This is a genomic window from Alteromonas sp. OM2203 (genome assembly GCF_048517045.1).
In the GTDB taxonomy this organism is placed as follows: domain Bacteria; phylum Pseudomonadota; class Gammaproteobacteria; order Enterobacterales; family Alteromonadaceae; genus Alteromonas; species Alteromonas gracilis.
The window spans coordinates 3,023,507-3,037,892 of sequence record NZ_CP183209.1 but is presented as its reverse complement, the minus strand read 5'-3'; the positions used below and the strand labels follow the sequence as shown (position 1 = coordinate 3,037,892).

Below are 14,386 nucleotides of genomic sequence, written 5' to 3'. Positions count from 1 at the left end.
CGAAAAGACTACGTCTCTCTTTGGTTTCCCTGGAGTAATCCAATTCTTTGGCCTGCCAAAGCTCGTATTTAGTTTACCGTCTGAGAAAGCGCGATTGATAGCCTTCCACGCAGCGTGCCAAATTAACTAACGGGTTTTATAAGGTAGGCTTTTCTTTTTCATCTCTGCTAACACGTTTTCGAAATAAGGGCAGCCAAGTGCCTGAGCCTTTTCGATGTTATGACTAAATATCTTCTCTGCATCCTCTTCTTTTTTCATGTATCGCGTGATGTCAGCTTCGCGAATTAAGTGCAGAAGTGGGTAGGGAGAGCGATTGGTATAGTTTTCAGCATCGTCTTTGTCGCTACCGTCGAACACATAATTTGGATGAAAGCTAGCCAATTGGAAAGTGCCACTATATCCCCAATCGTGAAGCATGCTATCGGCAATGGCTAGTACATCAAGGTATTCGTCAAAATCAGCAATAGTTGAGTGGGTAAGCGCAATTAACGTTGTGGCAGTACTTTCATTCTCTTCTAAATGCCGTAATTCATCAGAAAGGGATTGAATGATATCTCCCGCATCGCCAGCAACGACTACACAACGAATTTGGTTGGGCGTTCTTACATAACGCGCAAAGGGGCAAAAGTTGTGTTTTATTACAATATCATCGACCCACTTAAGCGTAGCGTCGATGACGTGCTTTTCGCACAACGATGAGGTTGGTTCCGCCATAAAGAAGTTATTCAATTTAGGTCTGTATTTAAAGAGGAGAGAGTATAAAGCAAAAAAGGCAGAAATTTACTTTCTGCCTTAAAAATTAGATTTTGTGTGAGCGCTTTAAGAGTGGTATTTCACGTAGGCTTCAAGTGTGTTTTCTATCAAACTCGCCACAGTCATTGGCCCAACACCACCGGGTACGGGGGTAATCCAACCAGCACGTTCTTTTGCTTTTTCGAAATCTACATCGCCCACTAATGAACCGTCGTTTACGCGATTAATGCCCACATCAATCACAATCGCGCCCTCTTTTACCCAGTCGCCTGGTATGAAGTTCGGTTTGCCGACAGCAACCACGAGTAAATCAGCGCGTTGAACGTGGCTTTTTAAATCTTGGGTGAACTTGTGGCAGGTGGTTACCGTACAGCCTGCCAATAATAGCTCTAAGCTCATTGGGCGACCCACAATATTTGATGCTCCAACAATAACCGCGTCCAAGCCCTTAACTGGACGCTTGGTAGACTCGATCATGGTCATAATGCCTTTTGGCGTGCAAGGGCGTAGCGCTGGAATACGCTGTGCTAGGCGACCAATATTATACGGGTGGAATCCGTCAACGTCTTTATGTGGATGAATGCGCTCTAGCACCTTTTCTGCATTTAAACCTGCAGGAAGAGGTAGTTGCACTAATATGCCGTCAATCTCTTTATCTTCATTTAGTTGGTCAACTAAATTAAGCAATGTTTCTTCCGTAGTGTCTGACGGCAGATCGAACGAACGGGATACAAAACCTACTTCGTCGCATGCTTTTCGTTTGTTTGATACATAAACTTGCGAGGCGGCGTCACTGCCTACTAAAACTACGGCAAGACCGGGCTGTCTTTTACCCGCTTGTGTAAGCGATTCAACATAGGAGGTTACGTGTTGGCGAACTTGTTTGGCAATTAATTTGCCGTCAATAAGATGAGCGGTCATAGTCTTGTACGATTCTTATATGGTTGGGTGGTCAACAAGTGCCCTATATTGTTTCACAAAACGGGGCTAATACTCTAGCAATTATTGGAAACTGTCATTTACTCTCTTTTCTTGTACTTTTCATCAAGCTAACTAAGACTCCACATCAACATTCATGTTGCCTAATTGGCTTACTTTTTCCATCTACGAAAACTCGCTACGCTGGCGCACTGGCGTTAAGATATTAAAAGCAAATTGCTTAAAAAAACGCGAGAATGGATGCTTTGTGAGCGGTTAGGTATTTTATTTGAAAAAGTGTTTGACGAGGTGGGGGGATGTCAGTAATATTCGCACCCCGTAACGGCACTGAGGCTAAGGCGTCAGGGTCGAAACGACAGTCGGTGAGTGGCGCAGCTTGGTAGCGCACTTGTTTTGGGTACAAGGGGTCGCAGGTTCAAATCCTGTCTCACCGACCATTTTTGCAGTAAAGATTCGCCAGGCGCCCGTAGCTCAGCTGGATAGAGCAACGGCCTTCTAAGCCGTGGGTCGCAGGTTCGAATCCTGCCGGGCGCGCCATGCGACTCAGGTAGGTCCTGATGGCAAGGCTCAATCTTTATGTTCATAATGCTAGGTTAGAGCATGTGAACCGCAAACACACCCTATGGTGGGCGTAGCTCAGTTGGTAGAGCCCCGGATTGTGATTCCGGTTGTCGTGGGTTCAAGTCCCATCGTCCACCCCACTTTTTGCGGAAGTGGTGGAATTGGTAGACACGCTGGATTTAGGTTCCAGTGCTTCACGGCGTGAGAGTTCAAGTCTCTCCTTCCGCACCATATTTTCAAGCTTTTATAAAAGCTTAATAAAGCATTTATATCGGTGAGTGGCGCAGCTTGGTAGCGCACTTGTTTTGGGTACAAGGGGTCGCAGGTTCAAATCCTGTCTCACCGACCATTTTTGCTTTTTCGATTCAATCAGTGCTGTTTGTCTAAGTAATTGTTCGGACTACTCATAATCGAATCGACATTAAGAATACAATGGAGCATAATTGTTTAATCCTTACAGCTCGACAGTCGTTTATGTGTTTTCAATTCACACATAAGACGAAAAAGGATTACTGTGGTGGGCGTAGCTCAGTTGGTAGAGCCCCGGATTGTGATTCCGGTTGTCGTGGGTTCAAGTCCCATCGTCCACCCCACTTTTTTGCGGAAGTGGTGGAATTGGTAGACACGCTGGATTTAGGTTCCAGTGCTTCACGGCGTGAGAGTTCAAGTCTCTCCTTCCGCACCATATATTAAGCTTGTAAAAGTTTGTCTTAAAAAAGATATCTCTGTCGGTGAGTGGCGCAGCTTGGTAGCGCACTTGTTTTGGGTACAAGGGGTCGCAGGTTCAAATCCTGTCTCACCGACCATTATCTTCTCTCAATTTTATCATTATCTCCTTTCGTAATTTTCGCGAACATTTGCTTATTTGTTTCAAAACTGCGCGTAAAGTCTTGCTTTTTGCTCAAAATGCATTCAAAAGCGTGTTACAAACTTGTGTTTGCCTCTCGACTCTTGTGGTATGCGGCTGTATACTACCGCGTCTTTTTTTAACCAGTACGTTTGCTTCAGGTTGGTATTTTGACGCGAATTCGCGACCTAACTTTGAAGTGATTAACGTCGAATAACGACCTCTACCCCGGCGTGATATGCAATTAATGCATGACGGGAGAGGGGATTGGGAACAAAGCGCCTGTAAAGGCGTATAGTTGAGGTAACATAATGCAAGTTTCAGTCGAGACGACCCAGGGTTTAGAACGCCGTCTTACTATCACCGTTCCATCCGATACGGTTGATTCAGCAGTTAAGTCACGCCTACAGCAGTTGGCAAAAACACAACGCATCAACGGCTTCCGCCCAGGCAAAGTTCCTGTAAGCGTAATCAAAAAGCGTTTCGGCCAGGCAGTTCGCCAAGAAGTCGCTGGCGATGTTATGCAGCAAAACTTCTACCAAGCAGTGATTCAAGAAAAAATTCAGCCTGCTGGTATGCCTAAGTTTGAACTGACTAAAGATGAAGACGGTCAGGACCTAGAGTTTGTAGCATCTTTCGAAGTCTACCCAGAAGTAGAAGTGAAGGGTGTAAGTGATATCGAAATCGAGAAGCCAGTAGTAGAAATTACTGACGAAGATTTAGATAACATGATGGAAACCCTTCAGAAGCAGCACGCAACTTGGAAAGAAGTTAAGCGTAAAGCGAAAAAAGACGACAAAGTGATTATCGACTTTGTTGGCTCTATCGACGGCGAAGAGTTCGAAGGCGGTAAAGCGGAAGATTTCGCGTTAGAGCTTGGTAAAGAGCGCATGATCCCTGGTTTCGAAAAGCCACTAGTAGGTGCGAAAGCGGGTGAGGAAGTGACTATTGAAGTAACGTTCCCTGAAGATTACCACGCTGAAAACCTGAAAGGTAAAGACGCTGTATTTAAAACTACCGTCAAGAAAGTTGAAGGTTTAGATCTTCCTAAAGTTGACGAAGAGTTTGCAAAACTATTCGGTGTTGAAGAAGGCGGTGTTGACGCGCTTAAAGCCGAAGTTCGCAAGAACATGCAGCGTGAACTAAACCAAACGCTTAAGGCGCAAGTTAAAGAAGATGTTATCGCTAAGCTTGTAGAAGCTAACGAAATTGACATCCCTCAAGCGCTTATCGACCAAGAAGTGAATGCACTTCGCGAACAAGCTAAACAACGCTTTAGCCAACAAGGCGGTGGTCAGAACCTACCAGACCTTCCTGCTGAATTGTTCACAGACAACGCTAAGCGTCGCGTGTCTATTGGTCTACTTCTTGGCGAAGTGATTAAGCAGAACGAACTTAAGGCGGACGAAGCTAAAGTAAACGAGATGATCGAAACTGCGGCTTCTGCGTATGAAGATCCTCAAGAAGTTATTGATTACTACAACAATAACCAAGAGCTTATGCAGCAAATGCAAAACGTTGCGCTTGAAGAGCAAGCTATCGAGTGGGTTCTTGAGCAAGCAAAAGTTACTGAAGTAACTAAAGCTTTTGACGAGGTTATGAACAAACAGGCGTAATTTTTTACTGTCTGATTGACAATACTTGTCAGCAACTGCTTAAATGCTCGGAGCCTTCCGAGCATTTTTGTTTTTAACGCTAGATAATCAAGGTAGCTATGACTAATACCCCGTTTGACCCAATGAATGCACTTGTTCCTATGGTTGTTGAGCAAACCTCTAAAGGTGAGCGCTCATACGATATTTATTCACGCCTGTTAAAAGAAAACGTTATTTTCTTAGTAGGACAAGTTGAAGATCACATGGCCAACCTCATCGTTGCTCAAATGTTGTTCTTAGAAGCTGAGAACCCTGAAAAAGACATTTTCCTATATATCAACTCGCCGGGCGGTTCTGTAACTGCGGGTATGGCAATATACGACACCATGCGCTTTATCAAGCCTGATGTGAGCACGGTATGTATGGGGCAAGCTGCAAGCATGGGAGCATTTCTTCTCTCTGCAGGCGCTAAAGGTAAGCGTTATTGTCTACCTAACTCGCGTGTTATGATTCACCAACCGCTAGGTGGTTTCCAAGGTCAGGCATCTGATTTTGAAATACATGCGAAAGAAATTCTGTCTATTAAAGAGAAATTGAATCGCCTAATGGCAGACCATACCGGTCAAGACTATGAGAAAGTCGCGCGCGATACAGATCGCGATAATTTCTTAAGTGCAACTGAGGCGAAAGAATATGGCCTGGTTGACCAAGTTTTAGCAAATCGATCTGACGTAGCCGGAACTAAGTAGTATAGTTATAGTAAACCTGAGTCAGTGCGAAGCACGTATTGGTTTTCGACTCAGGTAAGGCAGAGGCAAAAGTAATGAGTGATAAGCAAAGCGGTGACGGTGATAACAAGCTACTGTACTGTTCGTTTTGTGGCAAAAGCCAACACGAAGTAAGAAAGTTGATAGCAGGCCCGTCGGTATTCATTTGCGACGAGTGTGTTGAGTTATGTAACGATATCATTCGCGAAGAAATTAAGGAAATCGCGCCAAAGCAAAAGCAGGACGCTTTACCTAAACCAAGTGAAATTCATGCTCACCTTGACGACTACGTTATTGGGCAAGAACATGCAAAGAAGGTATTGTCTGTAGCGGTTTACAACCACTACAAGCGTTTGCGTAATGGCGACGTTCATGATGGTGTTGAGCTAGGCAAGAGTAATATTTTGCTTATCGGCCCTACGGGTAGTGGTAAAACGCTTCTGGCCGAAACTTTGGCGCGCTTGTTGGATGTTCCTTTTACTATGGCTGACGCCACCACGTTAACCGAGGCTGGTTACGTGGGCGAAGACGTAGAAAACATCATCCAGAAGCTTCTTCAAAAGTGCGATTATGACGTTGAAAAAGCGCAGCGCGGCATTGTGTATATCGACGAGATTGATAAGATTTCACGGAAGTCTGATAATCCGTCTATCACCCGCGATGTATCCGGTGAAGGTGTTCAACAGGCACTTCTTAAGCTGATTGAAGGCACGGTTGCTTCGGTACCACCTCAAGGCGGTCGTAAGCATCCTCAGCAAGAATTCCTACAAGTTGATACTTCTAAGATCCTCTTTATCTGCGGCGGTGCGTTTGCTGGACTTGATAAAGTTATTGAGCAGCGCGCGCAAAAAGATACAGGCATTGGTTTTGGTGCAACCGTTAAGTCGAAAGACAACAGCAAGCAAATTAGCGAGTTGTTTAAACAGGTTGAACCTGAAGACTTGGTTAAGTACGGTCTGATACCAGAGTTTATTGGTCGTCTACCGGTTGTAACCAGCCTTGAAGAACTAAATGAAGAAGCGCTGATTCAAATTTTACGCGAACCTAAGAATGCGATTACCAAGCAATACGGTGCGCTGTTCTCAATGGAGGACGTTGAACTTGAGTTTCGTGACGACGCTTTAAATGCAATAGCGAAAAAGGCAATGGTTCGTAAGACGGGCGCTCGCGGCCTTCGCTCAATTGTTGAAGCTGTGCTGCTTGATACCATGTACGATCTTCCTTCAATGGATGATGTGAGCAAAGTTGTCATTGATGAAACGGTTATTCGCGGCGAGTCGAAGCCTATTTTGATTTACGACAGTAATGAGAAAAAAGCGGCGTCTGAGTAATAGTTAGCGTTAGTAAACATGTTTAAAAAGGTCCTTCGGGGCCTTTTTTAATTGCTGTTGGTTATTTCTTTTGAGCCAAGAAAAGTCATATACCTTTTCGAAATATTGATAACTTGAACGATATTTGAACGGTTGAGCCCATCCAATCTATCCTTTCTGCTAGATTTCCCAGTTAAGTGTTGCCTTAAACGAAAAAATCGATAATGGTTATAGTATAGGTCAACAGGCCCTAGAGCAGGGAAGGTAAGATAAAGGAATTAACACACTTTAATAAGTTTCGATTGAACTTTGCTCTTGCATCCCCATATAAAAATGACATTTCAAACAAATTGAGAACAAGTATGACAGTTGAGCGTGAAAATCGCATTGAAATTCCTGTGCTTGCCTTGCGGGACGTGGTTGTTTACCCGCATATGGTCATACCCCTATTCGTTGGGCGTGAGAAATCTATCCGATGCCTTGAAGCGGCAATGGAGAATGACAAACAAATCTTCCTAGTAGCACAAAAAGATGCAGGTGTTGATGAACCAGAATCAGACGACATCTACACCGTAGGTACTATTGCCACTATTCTGCAGCTTTTAAAGCTACCTGACGGTACAGTGAAAGTGCTGGTAGAGGGGAGTGTTCGCGGTGAAATAGAAAGCTACAAGCAATCCGAGCCTTTCTTTGTAGCACATGTAGATAAGCTAGAAGACGAAGGTATTGATGAAAACGAGCAAGAAGTATTAATTCGATCTGCCGTTTCTCAGTTTGAAGGTTACGTTAAGCTTAACAAAAAAATTCCACCAGAAGTGCTTACATCGCTTAACGGTATAGAGGATGCTGCGCGTCTAGCCGACACGATGGCCGCGCACATGCCCCTGAAACTTACTGAAAAGCAAAAAGTGTTGGAGATGCAGGGCGTGAATGAACGCCTTGAGTATCTCATGGCGCTAATGGAAGGTGAGATTGATTTGCTGCAGGTCGAAAAGAAAATTCGCACCCGTGTCAAAAAGCAAATGGAGAAAAGCCAGCGTGAGTACTATTTGAATGAGCAAATGAAAGCCATTCAAAAAGAATTAGGTGAATTAGACGACGCGCCCGATGAGTTTGAAGCGCTGTCTAAGAAAATTACTGACGCGAAGATGCCAAAAGAAGCTGAAGACAAAGCGAAAGCTGAACTTCAAAAGCTAAAAATGATGTCTCCTATGTCAGCTGAAGCCACTGTTCTTCGAAGCTACATTGAGTGGCTTACTAACGTTCCGTGGAACAAGCGTTCGCCTGTGAAAAAGGATCTTTCCCGCGCCGAAAGTGTGCTTAATGAAGACCACTATGGTCTGGAAAAAGTAAAAGATCGCATTCTTGAGTACCTCGCGGTTCAGCAGCGCGTGAAAAAGCTCAAGGGCCCGATATTGTGCCTTGTAGGGCCTCCTGGCGTAGGTAAAACGTCGTTAGGTCAATCGATTGCAAAAGCGACCGGTCGAAAGTATGTGCGAATGGCGCTAGGCGGCGTGCGCGATGAAGCTGAAATACGAGGCCACCGTCGTACTTACATTGGATCTTTGCCGGGTAAGTTAGTGCAAAAAATGGCAAAAGTTGGCGTGAAAAATCCCCTCTTTTTGCTTGATGAAATAGATAAAATGTCTTCAGATATGCGCGGCGACCCAGCGTCAGCGCTTCTTGAGGTGCTTGATCCTGAGCAAAACAACAGCTTTAGCGATCATTATTTAGAAGTGGATTACGATTTGTCTGACGTGATGTTTGTTGCTACGTCAAACAGCATGAATATTCCAGGTCCGCTGCTTGACCGTATGGAAGTGATTCGCTTGTCAGGCTATACCGAAGATGAAAAGCTAAACATAGCTAAGAATCATCTTATTGGTAAGCAAATGGAGCGCAATGGCCTTAAAGCCAAAGAGCTTGAAATTACCGACTCTGCCGTTATCGGCATGATTCGCTACTACACCCGTGAAGCCGGTGTACGGAGTCTAGAGCGCGAAGTGTCTAAAGTATGCCGCAAAGCCGTTAAAGATATCTTGCTTAAGAAGAGCAAAGATAAGGTGGTGGTAACTCAGGATAACCTTAAAGATTACCTTGGTGTGCAGCGATTCGATTACGGCAAAGCGGACAAAGACAATCAAATCGGTCAGGTGACCGGTCTTGCATGGACTCAAGTAGGCGGCGATTTACTGACTATCGAAACCACGTCAGTGCCCGGTAAGGGAAAAATGACGTCAACGGGTTCGCTAGGTGACGTTATGCAAGAATCGATTAAAGCTGCGATGACCGTAGTGAGAAGTCGTGCTGAAAAACTTCGCATCAACGATGATTTTTATGAAAAACGTGACATTCATGTCCACGTACCTGAAGGTGCTACTCCGAAGGATGGCCCAAGTGCCGGTATTGCAATGTGTACTGCACTAGTGTCTTCACTCACGGGTAACCCTGTGAAGTGTGACGTGGCTATGACCGGAGAAATAACTCTGCGCGGTGAAGTGCTCGCAATTGGTGGACTTAAAGAAAAATTACTGGCAGCCCATCGTGGTGGCATTAAAACAGTGGTTATTCCGAAAGAAAATGAGCGTGATTTGGAAGAAATTCCAGATAATGTTAAGAAAGATTTGTCTATTCACCCGGTTAAGTGGATTGATGAAGTACTTGATATTGCACTCCAAGAGCCAGTAGAAAGCTTTGAAGTGGTCAAAAAGTAACTGACGCCGTGGCTGTAATCCTTTAATTTTAAAGGCGTGCAGCCACATTTTTTATATAAAATTGCAATAATTGTATAAAAAATGGTCGTTGGCGAAAAGAAAAGCCTATTTTTTTAAAAATAGGGCTTTCAAGTCGCAAAAGTTGTGTTACCTTTAAATGGTATTCGCTTGAAGCCTTGCCACAAAAGGGATTGCAGCGATTCATTAATAAAGTTAATTAATTGTGACTGAAGCTTGATGTTAACAAGCAAGCTTGCTATAACGTCCAGGCAAAATCGTTTTGGACAAACAGTATAATAACAATCGAAGGGGATCATAATTGTGAACAAGTCTCAACTTATCGACCAAATCGCTGCTGGTGCAGACATTTCTAAAGCAGCCGCTGGCCGCGCTCTTGACGCATTCACTGACTCAGTAACTGCGGCGCTTAAAGACGGCGACCAAGTAGCACTAGTAGGCTTTGGTACTTTCTCAGTTCGCGAACGTTCAGCTCGCAGTGGCCGCAACCCACAAACTGGTGAGACTATTCAGATTTCAGCAGCGAAAGTTCCATCTTTCAAAGCTGGTAAAGCACTGAAAGACGCTTGTAACTAAGCAAAAAATTATAGAAAAAGGCGATGGCTAGTCCATCGCCTTTTTTATTTCTAAAACAAAGAATCCAGTATTAGGGTCAGAGTCATGACTCTAACCCTAATATTTTAAGAGTAGAAATAACCCGTTGGGGCTTGCTGAGATTTTTACATGTCTCCGGCAATGTCTGAAATTAGCTCAAGACAGCACAAATAGTGCGTTTGGGCGTTTATATTCGGCGGCATTGGGTTATAATCAGCGCTTATTTTACCTGGCACTCGCCTTTTAATGGTGTGCCGAGGTAATTGTAGTAAGCAACGGAGTTGAAGAACAATCATGCTAGAAAGAATCAGAGAAGGTTCTCAAGGCCCTTGGGCGATGGCAATTATTGCGCTTATCGTCTTGAGTTTCGTATTCGCAGGCGTAGGAAGTTATCTAACGTCATCAGGTACTACTGCAGTAGCTACTGTTAACGGCGAAGAGATTTCGGCACAAGAACTAGAGCGTGCATATCAAAATCAGCGTGCACAAATGGAATCACAATACGGCGAAAGCATTGCTCAGCTTTTCTCTAGTGAGCAGTACCTTGCAGATTTCAGAAGAAATGTTTTAGACAGACTGGTTGCTGAGAAGCTTATTCAGCAGCAAGCTAATGAGATGGGCTTGCGCGTAAGTGACGAGCAAATTCGCGAAACCATAGTTCAAATGCCTGAATTTCAGTTTGGCGGTCAGTTCGATAATGAGCGATTCCAGGCTATTCTTCGTCAAAATGGTTTTCAAGTAGCCGACTTCCGCGATTATTTGCGTGTTCAGATGACGCAGAATCAATTGGCCGCTGCTTTGACTAACTCTTCTTTTGCCCTAGATGGTGAAGTAGAGCTAGCAAATGCCCTTCAGCGCCAAACTCGAGACGCCAAGTACGTATTGGTGAGCTCTGACGAATTTGCGAGTTCTGTTGAAGTAAGCGATGCCGATGTTGAAGCTTTCTATAACAACAACATTGCATCTTTCGACACAGAAGAACAGGTTAAGCTTGCCTACGTAAAACTTAGCGTTGAAGACTTAAAAGGTCGTGTCTCTGTGAATGATGAGGCTGTGCGCACTTATTATGATAATAATATCGCTAGCTACGGCACTGAAGAAGAGCGCCGCGTTTCTCACATTCTTATTGAATCGGGTGACGACGTAGACGCTGCTAGAGAGAAAGCGCAATCCCTTAAGGCAGAGCTTGATGCTGGCGCTGATTTTGCCACTCTTGCCAAAGAAAATTCTGACGATACTTTTTCTGCTGAAAATGGCGGTGATTTAGACTTCATTACACCAGAGATGATGGACCCGGCATTCGATGAAGCGGCGTTTGCACTAGAAAGTGTAGGTGATGTATCTGATGTTGTTGAAACTGACTTTGGTTTTCACATTATCAAGCTCACTGAACTAAAAGAAGCACAAGTAAAATCGTTTGACGAAGTAGCGAGTGAAATTCGCGACACGCTTCTTTACGATGCAGCAATGGAAAAGTATTTTGAGCTTCAAAATACGCTAGCTGAGATTGCATTCGAAGTACCAGATACGCTTGAAGACGCAGCTAATGCGGTCGATTTACCTGTTCAGGAATCGGTACTCTTCAGCCGAAATACAGCGCCTGCAGATCTAAGTTCTCCGGGGCTTCTAGATGTTGCGTTTTCTTCTGAATTAGTAGAAGAGGGGCTTAATAGTGATATTATCGAGCTAGACGATGAGACCGTTGTTGTTGCTCGTGTGGTTGAGCATCAGCCTCAGCGTACACAGTCGCTTGATGAAGTACGCGAAGGTATTGAAGCATCAGTTAAAGCCGAAAAATCAAGAGAAGCAGCGGAAGCATGGGCATTTGACTTAGCTCAAAAGGTACGTGCAGGTGAAAGCGTTGAAAGTGAACTTTCCGCAAAATCTGTATCTTGGGAAACGGCAACCAACGTACAGAGAGCCGGCGGTACGTTATCACGTGCGCTAGTTGATACTTTATTCTCTCTTGCTCTTGAAGGTGATGATAAGGTTGACGTTGCAACGACAGTAAACGGTGATGTGGCTGTAGTCATGCTTGAAGGCGTAAACAAAGCGCCGGCCCTTGAAAACGAGCTAGGAGAAAGTCTCAAGCAGCGCTTAGCGCAGGTTCAGGGACAGCGTGTTTATCAGCAGTATATCGATGCATTACGTGCAAGCGCCGATGTAACTATTTCCGAAGCTTTGTAGAGATTTATCCATTGCCCCCATAATATAACGAAATGGGGGATGCATAGTGGATACAGCGTTTTAAAGCCAGCATAGTCATTATGCTGGCTTTTTTATTGAGTGTGCAAAGTAGGTAATGTTAAAAGCGGTGCCCCAAGTTAAATGCAGAATTTGGGAAGAGCGCGGTAAAGCTTATGGGGCAATATAAGAAAAGGTTGCCTTCAAAAGAGAACTTGGAATAACGAGTTTGTAAAAGAGAGCCTTAAAAGTTTAACTCCGAAACGCTATGCATGTTTTCCTGACAATGCACACCATCTTTGGAGGTGCTCAGCACTCTGGCTTAATGAAGTCGGCTAGTGCGTCAAAAAAAGCATAAGAGTGTAAAACGCAGCGATTACACCTGAGAGTACAAAGATATATAAGAACCCCTGTTTACCTTGTTCTAATGTGTACTTGTTTGACTGCAAATAGCCAAACCAAAGCAGAGACAGAATAAGTGGTATTAAGACAATAATTTTTAACACTGTAATGCCTTTTTAAAGAAGATGTTCTAGTTATAACAAGCCGCTTGGCGTTAAACAATCTCTAGCGGTAATATTAGCGTCTACTTTAACGTTGACGGGCGTTTAACCTATTGGGGTGGCCAGAAAATAAACCCACGTCTGTCATTACATCGTCTCAAAACTGTTATAAACGTGTCACCTTAAGTTCGTGTAATAGACCCAAGTTTCATTATAGGTCTATACGTATGTCTGTTCATTCCCTACCTTCAGCGCTGCCCGCTCGCAGTATTCATTTTGCAGAAGTTTTAATGGCGAGAGAGTCGGTAACCCCAATAGACGCGGGCTGCCAAAGCTACCTGATGTACAAGCTCGAAAAGCTGGGGTTTGTTTGCGAAAAACATAAAGTGAACGGCGTAAAAAACCTCATTGCTAAATGGGGGCACGGTCCACTTCATTTTGCTTTTAGCGGACATACAGATGTTGTCCCTCCAGGGCCTTTAGATAAATGGAAGTCTAATCCTTTCTGCCCGGTAATTAGTCAAAATAAGCTCTATGGCCGTGGCGCGGCGGATATGAAAACAGGTATTGCAGCCATGCTAGCCGCAACAGAGCGAACCATTGCGTCAATGGATAAAAACAACGTTTCCTATTGGTGGTTAATAACTAGCGATGAAGAGGGAGAGGCGGAATGGGGATCAAGATGGATAGCCGAATACCTCTCGTCTCAAAACGTGCATTTGGATATGTGCTTAGTGGGTGAACCTTCAGCGTCTTCGCACACTGGAGACACCATTAAGATTGGGCGTAGAGGTTCACTCTCTGGAACCATCCATGTTACTGGAAAACAAGGCCATGTGGCGTACCCTAAAACTGCCATTAACGCTATTCACAAAGCCACTAAGGTCGTTACGGCACTTACGCAATATCCGTTTGATACAGGAAGCGATGATTTTCCTGGTACCACGCTTCAAGTCACACATATGGATACGGGAAGTTTCACGGATAATATTGTACCAAGTGCTGTTCGTATTGAATTTAACGTACGTTACTCATGGCACTACAATCAAGAAAGCCTATCAACGCTACTTCGCGAGGTGATTAATAGCGTTGATACACAAGCAACGGTCAGTTTTTCACGACCTTGTGAAGCGTATCTGAGCAAACCTAACAATAACGCAGAGGTATGCTTAATTACTTGCATTGAAAAAGCGATCAAATCTGCAACAGGGCGTTATCCAGTGGTGAGCACATCAGGAGGGACTTCAGACGGACGCTTTTTTGCAAGTGAAAGTACGCAGGTGGTAGAGGTAGGGGTTCCCAATACCACTATCCATCAAGTAAACGAACACATTCACTTATCTGATTTACTTACCCTTGAAGATATCTATGCCGACGTTCTTTTAAATGTGGGTGGCAGGTAAAGACACAATGCCGTTCATCAAATTTAAGGCTGCTAGCGTTAAAGATGTTTTAACAGTAAAGGGTTTAGATAACGTCACTAATGATAGCTAATAAGAACTAGTAGAGTAGGTCGCATTTATGCTGCAGCAGAGGAATAACTGAAAAAAGGAGCAATAATGTGATTGCTCCTTTTTTAATTCTGGTTGGTTACTAAAGAG

9 protein-coding genes and 8 tRNA genes are annotated in these 14,386 nt (G+C 44.2%); 15 read left to right on the top strand and 2 right to left on the bottom strand.

The features are described from left to right. Positions 1–126: 126 nt before the first annotated feature. Positions 127–714, bottom strand: a complete 588-nt coding sequence (locus tag ACM0P2_RS13535) for a DUF1415 domain-containing protein (RefSeq protein WP_173359982.1) — start codon at positions 712–714, stop codon at positions 127–129. Positions 715–819: 105 nt separating this feature from the next. After that, on the bottom strand, positions 820–1,674 hold the full coding sequence (folD, locus tag ACM0P2_RS13530; protein ID WP_105931664.1) for a bifunctional methylenetetrahydrofolate dehydrogenase/methenyltetrahydrofolate cyclohydrolase FolD: 855 nt from the start codon (positions 1,672–1,674) through the stop codon (positions 820–822). 378 nt (positions 1,675–2,052) lie between these two features. Between folD and ACM0P2_RS13525 the strand changes: the two genes are divergently transcribed. The 15 genes from ACM0P2_RS13525 to dapE all read left to right on the top strand — a co-directional run bounded on the left by ACM0P2_RS13525 (position 2,053) and on the right by dapE (position 14,188). Continuing rightward, positions 2,053–2,129, top strand: a tRNA-Pro gene (locus ACM0P2_RS13525). Positions 2,130–2,152: 23 nt separating this feature from the next. Beyond that, positions 2,153–2,229: transfer RNA gene (locus ACM0P2_RS13520), tRNA-Arg, on the top strand. Positions 2,230–2,317: 88 nt separating this feature from the next. After that, positions 2,318–2,393, top strand: a tRNA-His gene (locus ACM0P2_RS13515). Between the two features lie 6 nt (positions 2,394–2,399). After that, positions 2,400–2,484: transfer RNA gene (locus ACM0P2_RS13510), tRNA-Leu, on the top strand. 41 nt (positions 2,485–2,525) lie between these two features. Continuing rightward, positions 2,526–2,602: transfer RNA gene (locus ACM0P2_RS13505), tRNA-Pro, on the top strand. Positions 2,603–2,770: 168 nt separating this feature from the next. Beyond that, positions 2,771–2,846 (top strand) — tRNA-His (locus ACM0P2_RS13500). Between the two features lie 7 nt (positions 2,847–2,853). Continuing rightward, positions 2,854–2,938, top strand: a tRNA-Leu gene (locus ACM0P2_RS13495). 44 nt (positions 2,939–2,982) lie between these two features. Next, positions 2,983–3,059, top strand: a tRNA-Pro gene (locus ACM0P2_RS13490). Positions 3,060–3,411: 352 nt separating this feature from the next. Next, positions 3,412–4,716, top strand: coding sequence for a trigger factor (tig, locus tag ACM0P2_RS13485; RefSeq protein ID WP_105931665.1), 1,305 nt, complete (start codon positions 3,412–3,414; stop codon positions 4,714–4,716). 98 nt (positions 4,717–4,814) lie between these two features. Next, positions 4,815–5,444: an ATP-dependent Clp endopeptidase proteolytic subunit ClpP gene (clpP, locus tag ACM0P2_RS13480; RefSeq protein ID WP_105931666.1), complete on the top strand. Its 630-nt coding sequence runs from the start codon at positions 4,815–4,817 to the stop codon at positions 5,442–5,444. Positions 5,445–5,518: 74 nt separating this feature from the next. Further along, a complete protein-coding gene (gene clpX, locus ACM0P2_RS13475; RefSeq protein WP_105931757.1) occupies positions 5,519–6,793 on the top strand; it encodes an ATP-dependent protease ATP-binding subunit ClpX in 1,275 nt (424 codons plus the stop codon). A 341-nt stretch (positions 6,794–7,134) separates the two neighbouring features. Beyond that, positions 7,135–9,486, top strand: coding sequence for an endopeptidase La (lon, locus tag ACM0P2_RS13470; RefSeq protein ID WP_419226700.1), 2,352 nt, complete (start codon positions 7,135–7,137; stop codon positions 9,484–9,486). A gap of 321 nt (positions 9,487–9,807) precedes the next feature. After that, positions 9,808–10,080, top strand: coding sequence for a nucleoid-associated protein HU-beta (gene hupB, locus ACM0P2_RS13465; RefSeq protein WP_012518978.1), 273 nt, complete (start codon positions 9,808–9,810; stop codon positions 10,078–10,080). Between the two features lie 312 nt (positions 10,081–10,392). After that, entirely contained in the window at positions 10,393–12,285 is a 1,893-nt protein-coding gene (locus tag ACM0P2_RS13460) for a SurA N-terminal domain-containing protein (protein ID WP_159120313.1), read from the top strand. A gap of 727 nt (positions 12,286–13,012) precedes the next feature. Then, positions 13,013–14,188 carry a succinyl-diaminopimelate desuccinylase gene (gene dapE / locus ACM0P2_RS13455; RefSeq protein WP_159120312.1) on the top strand — a complete coding sequence of 392 codons (1,176 nt, stop codon included), beginning with the start codon at positions 13,013–13,015 and terminating at the stop codon, positions 14,186–14,188. Positions 14,189–14,386 lie beyond the last annotated feature (198 nt).